The sequence below is a fragment of the Streptomyces alfalfae genome, assembly GCF_004127445.1.
Classification (GTDB): domain Bacteria; phylum Actinomycetota; class Actinomycetes; order Streptomycetales; family Streptomycetaceae; genus Streptomyces; species Streptomyces alfalfae.
The window spans coordinates 82,928-95,972 of the sequence record NZ_QEXM01000057.1 but is presented as its reverse complement, the minus strand read 5'-3'; the positions used below and the strand labels follow the sequence as shown (position 1 = coordinate 95,972).

The window sequence follows — 13,045 nt, the reverse complement described above, 5'->3', positions numbered from 1 at the left end:
TTCTAATACCGGTACAGTTAGACCGGGATAGTTATTGGGCACAGTTGTCGGACGCAGCTGTTGGACGCACACGAGAGGTCCCCATGATCGAGATTCTGAACTCCGCGCGGCTCGAGCGGGCGAAAGACACCGGCGCCCTGGTCGGAAACATCCTGCACACGCTGAAGCAGCGCAGCGCGGTCGGGACGAACCTGCTGGACATCGACCAGTGGGCCAAGGAGATGATCACCGAGGCGGGCGCGCAGTCCTGCTATGTCGACTACGCGCCCTCCTTCGGGCGCGGCCCGTTCGGGCACTACATCTGCACGGCCGTCAACGACGGAGTGCTCCACGGCCTGCCCCACAACTACGCGCTGAAGGACGGGGATCTGCTGACTCTCGACCTCGCCGTGGCCAAGGGCGGGGTGGCCGCTGACGCCGCGATCAGCTTCCTGGTGGGCAAGGCCAGGCCCGCGGAGAGCGTCGCGATGATCGAGACGACCGAACGCGCACTCGCCGCCGGCATCGCCGCCGCCAGGCCCGGGGCGCGCATCGGCGACCTCTCCCACGCCATCGGCACGGTCCTCAGCGAGGCGGGCTACCCGATCAACACCGAGTTCGGGGGCCACGGCATCGGCTCGACGATGCACCAGGACCCCCACGTCGCGAACACCGGGCGGCCGGGACGCGGATACAAGCTCCGCCCCGGACTGCTGCTCGCCCTGGAGCCCTGGGTCATGGCCGACACCGCCGCACTCGTCACCGACGCCGACGGCTGGACGCTGCGCAGCGCGACGGGCTGCCGGACCGCGCACAGCGAGCACACCATCGCCATCACCGAGGACGGAGCCGAGATCCTCACCCTGCCCGCGCAGGGCCGATCGTAAGAGGGCGCCATATCGAGCGGCCCAGCGCAGTCGGGTACGCCGCCGCCCAGCCTCGCCGCCCTCCGCATGTGGCCGGCGAGGCGGCCCAGGAGAAGCGGCCCAACCGTCCGGCAGACGTCGGCTGGACATGCGGGACTGGCCCGTACGCACCCCCGCGTGTCACCCGTGAGCGGCGGGGCCGACCGGCCCGCCGTCTTCAAGGAGCTCCTGGCAGCGGGCCAGGAACCCCGAAAGTGCCAGCTCGAAGGCCTGGCCGGAGCGGTCCGCCCCGGTGGCCGACTGGGCCAGGGCGAGCCGTGGAGCATCGACGCCCTCCCCGACCACCCACATCTCCTCGGGTGCCGACATGTCCAGGGCGGAGCCGAGGACGATGTTGTCCAGGCCGGTGATGATCGGCATGACCACCTCCCGCGCGAACCCCGTGTCCAGCAGCAGGGCGGCCACCCGTTCGTACTGCTGGAGCACCCGCGGCGCCCGTACCGGTGAGGTCGTCAGCATGGGGATCGCCCGGGGGTGGGCCGCGAAGGCGGCGCGGTAGGAGCGGGCCCACTCCTCCAGGGCCGCGCCCCAAGGGCGTTGGTCGAGGGTGTGGGCGTCGAGCCCCTCCGCCACCCGGTCCCGCACCAGTTCGATGACTCCCGCCCGCCCGTCCACATGGTGGTACACCGAGGCGGTCTGCACGCCGAGGCGTCTGGCGACTTCGGGGACGGTGAAGTCGCCCGTCTCGTCGATGAGTTCGAGCGCGGTCCGGCCGATGCGCGTCCGGTCGAGCAGAGCCTTCCTCGGGCGGCCCATGTTCACTCTCCTCACGTGGGGTCTTCCCGAATCCTACGGCCGCCGTCTACATTGCCTAAACCGACACGGTTTAGATTAATCGGCGGCCCGCCAGGTGTGCCCGTATCCCGAAGGCTCCCGGCCGTCGTCCCTCCCTCTCCTCCGTCGAAGAAGGGCCGAGCCGCATGGCCGTTGAGTCCGCATCCCGCGCAGGGGCGCCACAAGGCGCTGAACCACCAGGACCGGGACCGGCCGGGGGCGACGACTCCCCCGGACTGCGCCGGGGCAGCCTCGGCGTCGCCGACATCGCGTTCTTCGTCATCTCCGCCGCCGCTCCGCTGACCGTCATGGCCGGGGTGGCGCCCCTGGCCCTCGGCGCCGGCGGCATCGGCGCCCCGGTCGGCTACCTCCTGGCCGGGATCACCCTGGCCCTCTTCGCGGTCGGCTTCACCGCGATGACCCGGCACGTCCGCAGCAGCGGCGGCTTCTACGCCTTCATCACCCTCGGACTGGGCCGCCCCGCCGGATTCGGCGCCGCGACGGTCGCTCTTCTCGCGTACAACGGCATGCAGATCGGCGTGTACGGGCTGCTCGCCACCGGTACGCAGGACGCCCTCGACGCGCTGTGGGGCGTCCATGTGCCCTGGCCTGCCATCGCGCTCGCGGGCGTCTTCGTCATCTGGTTCCTCGGCTACCGCAGCATCGAGTTCGGCGCGAAGGTCCTCGGCGTCCTGCTGGTCGCGGAGACCGGCATCCTCGTACTGCTCGCCGGCGGAGTGCTCCTCGACGGCGGGGCCGAGGGACCCGCCCTGGACTCCTTCGCACCCGGCAACGTCCTGGTGCCCGGCACCGGCGCGGTACTCGCCTTCGCGTTCGCCGCCTTCACCGGCTTCGAGTCCACCGCCATCTACCGCCGCGAGGCACGCGACCCGCACCGCACCATCCCGCGGGCCACCTACATCGCCGTCGGCTTCCTCGGCCTCTTCTACGCGTTCAGCGTCTGGGTCATCATCCAGGCCTACGGCGGCTCACACATCGCACAGGCCGTCGCCACCGACCCGGCGGGCCTCTTCTTCACCGCCACGACGCGGTACGTCGGCGACTGGGCCGCCGACCTCATGCACGTCTTCATCGTCACCAGCATCATCGCTTCGCAACTGGCCTTCCACAACGCGATCAATCGCTACGGATACTCGCTCGCCAAGGAGGGCGTGCTGCCCAAGGCGTTCGGCGCGGTGCATCCCAAGCACCGCTCGCCGTATCTGGCCGGCATCGCGCAGAGCATCCTGGCTTTGGCCTGCGTCACGGCCTTCGCCCTGGCCGACGCCGACCCCTACCGGCAGCTCCTGCTGTGGATGAACACCCCGGGCTCCCTCGGCCTGGTGGCCCTGCAGGCGCTCACGGCCGTCGCCGTGCTCCGCTACTTCCGGCGCATCCCCCACGAGGAGGGCCGCTGGCGCACCCTGATCACGCCGCTGGCCGCCGCTGTCCTGATGACCGGCGCGATCTGGCTGATCATCAGCAAGATCGATCTGATGACGGGAGCGTCGTCCACCACCAACGCCGTACTCGTGTCGATGGTGCCCGTCGCCTTCGTCATCGGTCTCCTGGTCTCCCTGCGCATGCGCCGCAGCAGGCCCGAGGTGTACACGCACTTCGCGCAAGAGGCGGACGAGCCCGGCGAGGCCGCCGACTGACCGGGCCCGTGCGACGCCACCGGCCCACCGACCCACCCGTACTCCTCCCCACTCCCGCCCGCCTCACCAGCAAGGATGATCCGTCCGTGGCACACCCCGCACAGCCCCTGCCCGCCGTCGCCGACACGATCCTGACCGGCGCCCGCGTCCGCACCCTCGACCCGGACCGGCCGTCGGCTACCGCCGTCGCGGTCAAGGACGGCCGCATCCTGGCCGTCGGCGACGGCAGCGACGTACGAGACTGGCGCGGCGCCGGCACCGAGATCGTGGACCTGGCCGGCGCCACCCTCACCCCTGGCCTGGTCGACGGCCACAGCCACCCCTCTCTGGGCATGGAGATGGCCACCGGGCTCGACCTCTCCCGCTGCCGTGACCTGGAGGAACTGCGGATCGCGCTGGCCGGCGCGGCCCGGGCGGCGGGCCCCGGCGACTGGGTCGTGGCACATGGCCTCGACCACAACGCCTTCGGCGGCCGGCCCATACACCACGACCTGATCGACCCGGCCCTCGCCGGTGTGCCCGCCTTCATCCGGCTCTACGACGGTCACTCCGCCCTGGCCAGCGGTCCCGCCCTGGCGGCCGCGGGCATCACCGGGCCGCAGGCCTTCGACCAGCGGGCCCACGTCGTCTGCTGCCCGGACGGGCATCCCACCGGGCACCTCGTCGAGTTCGCCGCCATGAGCCTCATGGATCATGTGCTGCCGCGGGAGAGTGAGGCCGTGCGCAGCGAACGGCTCCTCGGTCTGCTGCGCGACATGGCCGCGTCCGGGCTCACCGGCGCCCACGTCATGGACCTCCAGGACCCCGGCGTCCTCGACCTCCTGGCCGGCATCGAGGAGAGCGGCGAACTGCCGGTGCGGCTGCGGATCGCCCCCTGGTGCATGCCCGGCACGGACGAGGAGGGCCTGGACCACCTCATCGAGATGCAGGGCACGCACGGCCGGCGCTGGCGGGTCGGCGGCGTGAAGTTCTTCATGGACGGCACCGTCGAGGGCGGCACGGCCTGGCTGGAGCACCCCGACTGCCACGGTCAGGGCACGGAGGCCTTCTGGCCCGATCCCGCCGCGTACACCCGGGCCGTGCATCATCTCGCCCGCGCCGGGGTGCGTACGGCCACCCACGCCATCGGTGACGCGGCCGTCCGCCACGTCCTGGACACCGTGGAGCTCCTCGACGGTCCCGCGCTGCGGTCGCTGCACCGGATCGAGCACATCGAGACGGCGCCGGACAGTCAGATCCCCCGCTTCGCCCGGCTCGGGGTGGCCGCCTCCATGCAGCCCACCCACCTCGCGTACACCCGCGCCGACCACCGCGACGAATGGTCCAAGCGGGTCGGCGAGGAGCGGGCGGGCCGCGCTTGGCGCTGCCGTGACCTGCGGGACGCCGGCGCGGTCCTGGTGCTCGGTTCGGACTGGCCCATCGCCCACTACGACCCGCGTGAGGTACTGGCCACCGCACGGTTGCGCCGACTGCCCGGGCAGCCGGAGACCGAGCCGGTCACGGTCGGGCAGGCGCTCACCGGTCTGATGGCCCTTGAGGGCTACACCTCGCACTCCGCGCGCTCGGTGGGCGAGCAGGACGTGGCGGGACGGATCGCCTCCGGCTACCGGGCCGACCTGACGGCGTTCGCCGTGGACCCCGTCACCGCACCCGCCGACGAACTGGGCGAGGCTCCGGTCACGCTGACGATGACAGGAGGTGCGGTCGTGCATCGCGCCTGAAGCCGGGCGCCTCGATCACGGAAAAGTGCGTTGACGTTTCCTCGATAGGGGTCAATCATCGCTGCTCATGCTGCAAGGTGAGATGTGGGATGCCGAGGTCGCTCAAAGCTACGACTCCCCCGGGACCGGCATGTTCGCACCGGAGGTGCTGGGGCCGACGGTCGACCGCCTGGTGGAGCTCGCCGGGGGCGGTCGGGCGCTGGAGTTCGCCATCGGGACCGGGCGGGTGGCCGTGCCACTCGCCGAGCGGGGAGTCCCGGTCAGTGGCATCGAGCTGTCGGAGCCGATGATCGGACAGCTTCGCACCAAGGCGGACGAGGCGGCGATCCCGGTCGTCGTCGGCGACATGGCCACGGCGCGCGTCCCGGGTGAGTTCCAGCTCGTCTACCTCGTCTACAACACCATCTCGAACTTGCTCACGCAGGCCGAGCAGGTCGCCTGTTTCCGGAACGCCGCACGCCACCTCGCGCCGGGCGGGCGGTTCGTCGTCGAACTGTGGGTCCCCGAGGTTCGCAAGCTGCCGCCAGGTCAGCAGGCCGTGGTCTGGGAGTCGGCCACGGCCGCGGGCTATATCGGGCTCGACACCTACGACGTGCTGCGCCAGCAGGTCGTCTCGCACCACTTCCACTTCGATGCCGGGGCCGGCCGCGAGGCGAGGCTGTTTCGAAGCCCGCACCGTTACATCTGGCCGAGTGAACTCGACCTGATGGCCGAGCTGGCCGGAATGACGCTGGAGTCGCGGCACGCCGACTGGACCGGGGAGGAGTTCACCGCGGAGTCGCGTTCGCATGTCTCCGTCTGCCGGACGGCCGACGTGCTCTGACAGGCGGACAGCCTCGTCGTGGGTGGCGGAACCTGCTACGTCGCGGGGGGGACACCCGCTACTGAGTCGTAGCCCGCACCGGCGTGGAGCTTGCCAGGTGTGTGCCGTCGCCGTCCGCGGAGCGAGCGGATCGGCGGGATGCCCTACGAGCGGGATCAGCGCCTGGCTGTCGTGAAGGTTGGCACCGGAGAACCCGAGGAGTACGGGCAGGCCCGACCGTTGTGTGATCAGGTGGATCTTCGAGCCGCCCTTTCCTCGGTCGACAGGATTCGGACCTGTCAGGCCCGGTCGGCGCCTCCCGGTCGCCGCACCGACGCCGGCCACCGCCCCGTGGCCGCGACGACGCCTCCGGCGCCACCCGCCGGAACGATTCCCGCAATGCGGCATCCGGAATGGAAAGGGTTCGAGCACCCTCCATGGCGGCCGAGGGTCGCCGCCCCGGGCATACAGGCGCAGGATGGAGAGAGCGGGGTTGGTGCTGACCGGTGGACCCGACAGTTCTGAACGCCCCGCGCACGTCAGAAGGAGGTGCGCCGTCATGTCCCAGTACATGGACGTCCATCACGGGATGAACGGCATCACCGGCGACCAGTTGAAGCAGGCCCACCAGGCCGACCTGGCCATCGAGAAGGAAGAAGGCGTCCATTTCGAGAAGGCGTGGGCGGACCCGGAGTCCGGGACCGTGTACTGCCTCTCCGAGGCTCCCTCGGCCGAAGCGGTCCAGCGCATCCATGAGCGGGCCGGTCACCCGGCGGACGAGGTGCACCCGGTCCCGCTGACCGCATAGCCGCCGGACCGTCCTACCCGGGGTCGAGCGCGACCGTCGTGGTGATCCGCGCGATGCCCGGCTCACGCGGCACAGAGCCGAAGCCGAAGCGCACCGGCGGCACGACGGGCGCCATCGACCCCAGATCCGTCCCCTCGAAGACGGCCGAGACGGCACGCAGCGGCCGCAGGTCCTGCGCCCCGTACCACTCCCTGCGTCCCGCGCCCGCGCTGCCGCGGGTGCGTACGCCGCTGAGCAGGGTCCGGGCGGGCCAGTCGGTGACCACGCTCCAGGCCGGCTGCCGAGCGATCACGGCCGGGACGGCGCGCAGCAGAAGGCCCAGCGGGCCGCGACGGCCGACGGTGAACCGCAGACGGAGCGGGCCCGCCCGGACGGTCCAGGTGTCGTGCGCGACATCCACCTCGACCGCTACGACACGTACGGCGTCGAAGGCGTACGTGCCGCTGACGAAGTCGGCCGTCTCCTGCGTAGGGGCGAGCAACAGGCGAGTGCCGTCGGCGTGTTCCAGCATCACGTCGCTGAAGGTCCCGAACGGAGACCGCCGCCAGTGCCCGAGCACGATGCGCGTGCCGGAGGACGTGCCGGTGCCCGCGATCCAGCCGTCGAAGCGCAGTCGGCGGCGCCTCGACGCCCGGACGTCGCCGATCCGGTTCACCGCTGTCGCCACGCTCGTCACCCGCATCGTTAGCCTCCAGGCCGAGATGGGCCAGACGCTCATCCGAAGGCGAGCACTGCGCTCCACCTCCTCCACACTACCGGCGCTGGGACTCCCCGACCGTGCACCAGGAAGGACCTCAGCGGCCATGGGACGAGCTGGCCCGCGTTCGGACATGTCTCACCGTGGAGGGCAGCCCTCCCCATCCGCGGCACCACGGTGGCCATCACCCCCGACGGAGCCATCACGCTCTCCCGGAGGGGCCGGTCAGTGACCATCCCGTGAGCGACGCCCCAAGGAGACGCGCCCGCCTCTTCAGCTCCCGGCGCCTTTGCGGTGCCCAGGCGCAGGGCGGTGGCGTATGAGGTGGCCACGTAGATGATCCCGGCGTGGCTTTTTTGTGGCTCGTTCGAGCCGGTTTCAGGGCTGTCCCAGCCCCTCAAGGAACGGCACGATCGCCTCGATGAAGTGCTCGTTCCGGTCACCCGCCACCATGTGCCCGGCATCGGCCACATCGACGCGCCGCGCGGTGGGGACCTTGGCGCAGAACTCTTCCGCGATGTCTTCGCGCACCACATCGCTGACCCCGCCGCGGACCAGCAGGGTCGGTACGTCGGCGTGGCGCGCGGCGTCGAGGAGGCGTTCCGCCATGCCCGGGGGGTCCATCCGGCCCTCGAAGCTGTCCAGCAGCCGGGGGTCCCAATGCCAGACCCAGCGGTCACCGTGGCGTCGCACATTGTTCCGTATCCCCTTCCAGTCACGCGGGCGTGGGCGATGCGGCAGATGGGCGGAGACCGCCGCGGCCGCTTCCTCGACAGCGGCGAAGCCGTCCGGATCGCGGCGCATGAATGCGACGATCCGCTGGACCCCGCGGGGATCGGGCCGGTGGGCGACATCGACGAGGACCAGAGCGCGGGCCGCAGCCCTGGGGGCCTCTCCGGCGGCGAGCAGCGAACTCAGGCCGCCGAGTGAGGCGCCGACGAGCACGGGGCGGTCATCGAGTTCGGCGACGAGTGCCCGGACGTCCGCGGCGAACAGGTCGAGGTCGTAGTCACCGTCGGCCGACCAAGCGCTGGCGCCGTGTCCACGCAGGTCGGGGGTGATGACCCGCCAGCCCAGTGCGGCCAGCCGAGGGCCGGTCCGACCCCAGGCGTGTCGTGTCTGGCCGCCGCCGTGCAGCAGGACGAGCGGGGGCGAGGACGCCGCGCCCCACGTGTCCGCCGTGAGTACGATCCCGCCGTGCCCGAGGAAGGTACGGAGACGCGGCGGCGCATCGGCCGTCATCTCGTGCCTCGGTCCCTCAGCGGTGCCAGGAGTCGGTCACGGCAGGGGTCCGCGGCCGCGGCGGCGAGGGCGACGTCCAGCGCGAACAGCGCACGCGCCAGGAACCGATCGTCGTCGATCGACTCGGCCACCCACTGATGGAGCGCGCCCGAGCACGAGCTGCTGACCATGGCGGCCAACGCGTCGGTGTCGATGTCGGCGCGCAGAAGGCCCTCGGTCCGTGCGTCCGTCATCGCTCGGCGGAGGTGCCTGTGCGGAGTGCGGTCGAGCAGGAGGCCGCTCCCCTGCCAGGCGCTCGCCATGCGGCGCGACACGACCGGGTCCTCCACGAACAACTGGACGGTCGACCTGACGACCTCCCGCGGACCAGCGGCTCCCGCTGCGACCAGGCGGCGTTCGAGTTCGTCCATGAATCCGGCGGCGAGCGCCTCCCAGATCTTGTCGCGCGGCCCGATCAGGTTGTACACGGTGGCCGGGGAGACCTCCGCTCGCTCGGCGATCCGCTCGGTGCTGATCACCGCTTCCGGGCTCTCGCGCAGAAGTTCACGCGTCGCCTCAAGGATGCGGGATCGCCGCCTGGCCTTGTGCTGCTCGCGTAGGCCGCCTTCGACTGTCCGCATACGCACCGCCCCTTCGCCCTAGCCGCATCGCCCCGGTGTTTTTTAGAGAGTACCCAAATTTTAGATGCCTCTCTAGATATGGAGCGGAACCCGGGTTGGCAGATGGTTGGGCCAGGTGGATTCCCCATGGCGGGGCGGGAACTGCGAACAACGTGTGCCCGGCCGGAACAGGCCACGGAACGAAGCGAAGGTGAAACCCGCATGCCCGTGCAGCAGCCCCACCACGATCGCGGCGAGAGCCGGGACCTGGAGATCAACCCGGTATTCAGTCGCGAGCCCCTGCGGGTGCCGCGGTACGCGCTGCCGGAGCGCGAGATGGAGCCGGACACCGCCTACCAAGTGATCCACGACGAGCTGATGCTCGACGGCAACGCCCGGCAGAACCTGGCGACCTTCGTCTCGACGTGGGCGGAGCCCCAGGCGCGGCGGCTGATGAGCGAGTGCGTCCAGAAGAACATGATCGACAAGGACGAGTATCCGCAGACCGCCGAGCTGGAGCGCCGGTGCGTGCACATGCTCGCCCGGTTGTGGCATGCGGAGGCGCCCCACCAGGCAATGGGCTGCTCGACGACCGGGTCGAGTGAGGCGGCGATGCTGGGCGGCCTGGCCCTCAAACGGCGCTGGCAGCACCGGCGCCGCGCCAAGGGCGAACCGACCGACCGGCCGAACCTCGTCATGGGCATCAACGTGCAGATCTGCTGGGAGAAGTTCGCCGACTACTTCGAGGTCGAGCCGCGCTACGTACCCATGGAGGGCGACCGCTACCACCTCACCCCCGACAAGGCGGTCGAGCTGTGCGACGAGAACACCATCGGCGTCGTCGCCGTGCTCGGCTCCACCTTCGACGGCTCCTACGAGCCCGTCGCCGACATCGCCTCGGCCCTGGACGAGTTGCAGTCCCGCACCGGCCTGGACATCCCCATCCATGTCGACGGCGCCTCCGGAGGGATGATCGCCCCGTTCCTCGATCCCGATCTCGCATGGGACTTCCGGCTGCCGCGGGTCGCCTCCATCAACACCTCCGGGCACAAGTACGGCCTGGTCATGCCCGGTGTCGGCTGGGCCCTGTGGCGCGATGAGGACGCCCTTCCCGACGATCTCGTCTTCCACGTCAATTACCTCGGCGGCGACATGCCGACCTTCGCGCTGAACTTCTCCCGCCCCGGCGCGCAGATCGTCGCGCAGTACTACAACTTCCTGCGTCTCGGCTTCGACGGTTACCGCAGGGTGCAGCAGACCTGCCGCGACGTGGCCACCCGGCTCGCCGGAGAGATCGCCGGGCTCGGCCCGTTCGAGCTGATCACCGACGGCAGCCGGCTCCCGGTCTTCGCCTTCCGGATGCGCGACGGCGTCGACCACTTCAGCGTCTTCGACGTCTCCGCCGCACTGCGCGAGCGCGGCTGGCTGGTGCCCGCGTACACCTTCCCCAAGAACCGCACCGACCTGGCCGTCCTGCGCGTCGTGGTCCGCAACGGCTTCAGCCACGACCTGGCCGACCTGCTCCTGGACGACCTGCGGCGTGTTCTTCCCCGGCTGGACGAGCAGGGCGAGCCCCACCGCGGCGAGGACGACGCCGGCGGCTTCGCCCACGGCGCGGAGACCAAGAACCCCGTCCGTCCCGGCCGCCACTGACCACACCGCGACCACTGGACCGCCGGCCCACACGCAGCCATGAGCGCGGCGACCGTCCGGCGAGCAAGGAGGACCCATGTGCCGTCTGTTCGGCCTCAGCAGCGCCCCGCGGCGCACCCATGCCACGTTCTGGCTGCTGGACGCCCCCGACAGCCTCAGCAAGCAGAGCCACCGCGATCCCGACGGCACCGGCCTCGGCTATTACACCCAGGACGGCACCCCGCACGTCGACAAGGCGCCGATCGCGGCCTACCAGGACCGTGCCTTCGCCGAAGAGGCCCGGCAGGTGGAGTCCACGACCTTCCTCGCCCACATCCGCTTCGCCTCTACCGGCAGCCTGGAAGCCCGCAACACCCACCCCTTCGAGCAGGACGGGCGGCTGTTCGCCCACAACGGGGTCATCGAGGGCCTCGACCGGCTCGACGACCACCTCGGCCAGGACCGGGCGCTGACCAAGGGCGACACGGACTCCGAGCGGTTCTTCGCCCTCATCACCCGGGAAACCCGCGATGCCGGCGGCGACGTCGCCGCCGGCATCGAGCACGCCGCCCGATGGATCGCGCAGAACCTGCCCCTCTACGCCCTCAACCTCGTCCTCACCACACCTGACCAGCTGTGGGCGCTTCGCTATCCCGACACCCACGAGCTGTACATCCTCGAACGTCCGGCGGGCGGCCACCACGGCACCCGGCACCTCGACCACAGCGGCAGCCACGGACACCTGCGCGTCCACTCCGCCGGGCTGGCCGATCACCCCTCAGTCGTCGTCGCCAGCGAACGCATCGACGACAACCCCCACTGGCGCCTCATGAACCCGGGCGAACTCCTCCACGTGGGCCCGGACCTGCGCACCACTCGACACGACATCCTGCCCGACCCTCCCGCGCACCAGCTCACCCTCGACGACCTGCGCCCCGACGCCGCCGCATCACAGAAGACGGCGTGAAGGAGTGAGGCGCGACCTTGTGCGGTCATACGCGGTGCCGGCCCGCCGTCGGGGCCGATGACTGCCTTGAGGGCGTTCGGGTTCGTGTGCCTTCAGGGCTTCACGGCGACCGCACCGAACTGCGGGAGCACGACGGGAGACTCCGATGCGGCACGCCACCGCGAACACGACACGAGGCCGGGAGGGAGGAGGTCCAACCCTTCGAAGAACGCGTTGATCTCCGATCGGCTTCGCGCGGTGATCGGCGGCGTCGCGTTCGCGTTCCAGAACTTCATCGCCTCGACGTTGCCCTCGCCCCCCAGGTCGGTGTCGGTGGTGGGATGCGTCATGACGAGGTAACTGCCGGAGGGCACCGAGGCCATGATCCGGCGCACGGTGTGCAGCGCCTGTTCCGTGTCAAGGATGAAGTTGAGGATTCCCAGCATCATGACCGCGACGGGCCGGTCGAGGTCGAGAGTCTCCGAGGCTCGCTCGATGATGCTGTCCGGGCGGTGGGCGTCGGCGTCGATGTAATCGGTGGCGCCCTGTGGGGCGCCGACGAGCAGGCTGCGGGCGTGCACCAGCACGATGGGATCGTTGTCGACATAGACGATCCGGGACTCGGGTGCGATCCTCTGGGCTATCTCGTGGGTGTTCTCCAGGGTCGGCAGTCCGGTGCCGATGTCCAGGAACTGCCGCACTCCGCGGTCGGAGGCCAGGAATCGGACCGCGCGGCCGAGGAAGTCGCGGTCCGCGCGAGCCACGTCCCGGATCACGGGGAACATCGCGGCGACCTGGTCGCCGACCTGCTGGTCGACCTCATAGTGGTCTTTCCCGCCGACCCAGTAGTTCCACACCCGTGCGTTGTGCGCGACTCCGGTGTTCAGCTTGTCCGGCACAGCAGACGGGTACTGGTTCCCACTCACGTCTTTTCCCTCTCCGCGCGCACGCCTGGGACGTCTGTCCTGAGTGCGCAGTCTTCATGGCGTCATCGGTCCGTGGGGCCATTGTCGTTGTCATGGGCCACGGCGTCCGGAGAATCGGCTGTTCAGAGGGAGTCAGGAGAGCAGGTACCCGTCACATGTGGCCGGCTTGCCCTGCCCGTCCAGGCATGACAGGGCAGGGCAGGGCGGATTCACATGCCGCGGTCCGGCCTGCTCCAGGGTTCTGGCCGTTCGTCGGCGGTCATCGGAAGCCCGCACATCCGCAGGGCCGGCGTTGACAGCGGAGGAGTCGGGGCCTGCTATCCCTTCGCCGATGA

General features: G+C 70.5%; 12 protein-coding genes and 1 pseudogene. 7 read left to right on the top strand and 6 right to left on the bottom strand.

Going from position 1 to position 13,045, the window contains the following annotated elements:
• The first annotated feature begins 83 nt into the window (after positions 1-83).
• Entirely contained in the window at positions 84-866 is a 783-nt protein-coding gene (map, locus tag DCW30_RS35135) for a type I methionyl aminopeptidase (RefSeq protein ID WP_076688001.1), read from the top strand.
• Between the two features lie 159 nt (positions 867-1,025).
• Here the strand turns inward: map and DCW30_RS35130 are convergent, their stop codons facing one another.
• On the bottom strand, positions 1,026-1,661 hold the full coding sequence (locus DCW30_RS35130; protein ID WP_076687999.1) for a TetR/AcrR family transcriptional regulator: 636 nt from the start codon (positions 1,659-1,661) through the stop codon (positions 1,026-1,028).
• 164 nt (positions 1,662-1,825) lie between these two features.
• Here DCW30_RS35130 and DCW30_RS35125 point away from each other — a divergent pair, with 164 nt between their 5' ends.
• The 3 genes from DCW30_RS35125 (at position 1,826) to DCW30_RS35115 (ending at position 5,881) form a co-directional block, all read left to right on the top strand.
• Complete coding sequence (locus DCW30_RS35125) at positions 1,826-3,337, top strand: APC family permease (protein WP_079250273.1); 1,512 nt, start codon at positions 1,826-1,828, stop codon at positions 3,335-3,337.
• A 107-nt stretch (positions 3,338-3,444) separates the two neighbouring features.
• The gene (locus tag DCW30_RS35120) at positions 3,445-5,058 is read left to right on the top strand and encodes an amidohydrolase (RefSeq protein ID WP_076689783.1); all 1,614 of its coding nucleotides are present in this window, start codon (positions 3,445-3,447) and stop codon (positions 5,056-5,058) included.
• Positions 5,059-5,125: 67 nt separating this feature from the next.
• Positions 5,126-5,881, top strand: a complete 756-nt coding sequence (locus DCW30_RS35115) for a class I SAM-dependent methyltransferase (protein WP_076687997.1) — start codon at positions 5,126-5,128, stop codon at positions 5,879-5,881.
• 65 nt (positions 5,882-5,946) lie between these two features.
• Here the strand turns inward: DCW30_RS35115 and DCW30_RS35110 are convergent.
• Positions 5,947-6,163, bottom strand: a pseudogene (locus tag DCW30_RS35110) (IS5/IS1182 family transposase); the annotation flags it as partial.
• Positions 6,164-6,419: 256 nt separating this feature from the next.
• On the opposite strand from DCW30_RS35110, the gene DCW30_RS35105 reads away from it, so the two are divergent.
• A complete protein-coding gene (locus tag DCW30_RS35105) occupies positions 6,420-6,668 on the top strand; it encodes an SCO4226 family nickel-binding protein (protein ID WP_062767985.1) in 249 nt (82 codons plus the stop codon).
• Between the two features lie 13 nt (positions 6,669-6,681).
• Here DCW30_RS35105 and DCW30_RS35100 read toward each other — a convergent pair whose 3' ends face one another.
• From DCW30_RS35100 to DCW30_RS35090, 3 genes are all read right to left on the bottom strand, one after another.
• Positions 6,682-7,335: a hypothetical protein gene (locus DCW30_RS35100; RefSeq protein WP_241743569.1), complete on the bottom strand. Its 654-nt coding sequence runs from the start codon at positions 7,333-7,335 to the stop codon at positions 6,682-6,684.
• Between the two features lie 408 nt (positions 7,336-7,743).
• Positions 7,744-8,607, bottom strand: a complete 864-nt coding sequence (locus DCW30_RS35095; protein WP_076687994.1) for an alpha/beta fold hydrolase — start codon at positions 8,605-8,607, stop codon at positions 7,744-7,746.
• Complete coding sequence (locus DCW30_RS35090; RefSeq protein WP_076687992.1) at positions 8,604-9,227, bottom strand: TetR/AcrR family transcriptional regulator; 624 nt, start codon at positions 9,225-9,227, stop codon at positions 8,604-8,606. The genes DCW30_RS35095 and DCW30_RS35090 overlap by 4 nt, the downstream gene beginning before the upstream one ends.
• 201 nt (positions 9,228-9,428) lie before the next feature.
• Here DCW30_RS35090 and gad point away from each other — a divergent pair, with 201 nt between their 5' ends.
• Positions 9,429-10,859, top strand: coding sequence for a glutamate decarboxylase (gene gad, locus DCW30_RS35085; protein ID WP_076687990.1), 1,431 nt, complete (start codon positions 9,429-9,431; stop codon positions 10,857-10,859).
• Between the two features lie 76 nt (positions 10,860-10,935).
• Positions 10,936-11,805, top strand: a complete 870-nt coding sequence (locus DCW30_RS35080) for a class II glutamine amidotransferase (RefSeq protein ID WP_076687989.1) — start codon at positions 10,936-10,938, stop codon at positions 11,803-11,805.
• Positions 11,806-11,897: 92 nt separating this feature from the next.
• On the opposite strand, the gene DCW30_RS35075 is transcribed toward DCW30_RS35080, so the two are convergent.
• The gene (locus tag DCW30_RS35075) at positions 11,898-12,710 is read right to left on the bottom strand and encodes an SAM-dependent methyltransferase (RefSeq protein ID WP_076687987.1); all 813 of its coding nucleotides are present in this window, start codon (positions 12,708-12,710) and stop codon (positions 11,898-11,900) included.
• Positions 12,711-13,045 lie beyond the last annotated feature (335 nt).

What these genes read in the sequence shown, in the direction of transcription:
- map (WP_076688001.1), top strand. Translation starts at nt 84, where the DNA reads ATGATCGAGATTCTGAACTCCGCGCGGCTCGAGCGGGCGAAAGACACC.
- DCW30_RS35130 (WP_076687999.1), bottom strand. Translation starts at nt 1,661, where the DNA reads ATGGGCCGCCCGAGGAAGGCTCTGCTCGACCGGACGCGCATCGGCCGG.
- DCW30_RS35125 (WP_079250273.1), top strand. Translation starts at nt 1,826, where the DNA reads ATGGCCGTTGAGTCCGCATCCCGCGCAGGGGCGCCACAAGGCGCTGAA.
- DCW30_RS35115 (WP_076687997.1), top strand. Translation starts at nt 5,126, where the DNA reads ATGCTGCAAGGTGAGATGTGGGATGCCGAGGTCGCTCAAAGCTACGAC.
- DCW30_RS35105 (WP_062767985.1), top strand. Translation starts at nt 6,420, where the DNA reads ATGTCCCAGTACATGGACGTCCATCACGGGATGAACGGCATCACCGGC.
- DCW30_RS35095 (WP_076687994.1), bottom strand. Translation starts at nt 8,607, where the DNA reads ATGACGGCCGATGCGCCGCCGCGTCTCCGTACCTTCCTCGGGCACGGC.
- DCW30_RS35090 (WP_076687992.1), bottom strand. Translation starts at nt 9,227, where the DNA reads ATGCGGACAGTCGAAGGCGGCCTACGCGAGCAGCACAAGGCCAGGCGG.
- gad (WP_076687990.1), top strand. Translation starts at nt 9,429, where the DNA reads ATGCCCGTGCAGCAGCCCCACCACGATCGCGGCGAGAGCCGGGACCTG.
- DCW30_RS35080 (WP_076687989.1), top strand. Translation starts at nt 10,936, where the DNA reads ATGTGCCGTCTGTTCGGCCTCAGCAGCGCCCCGCGGCGCACCCATGCC.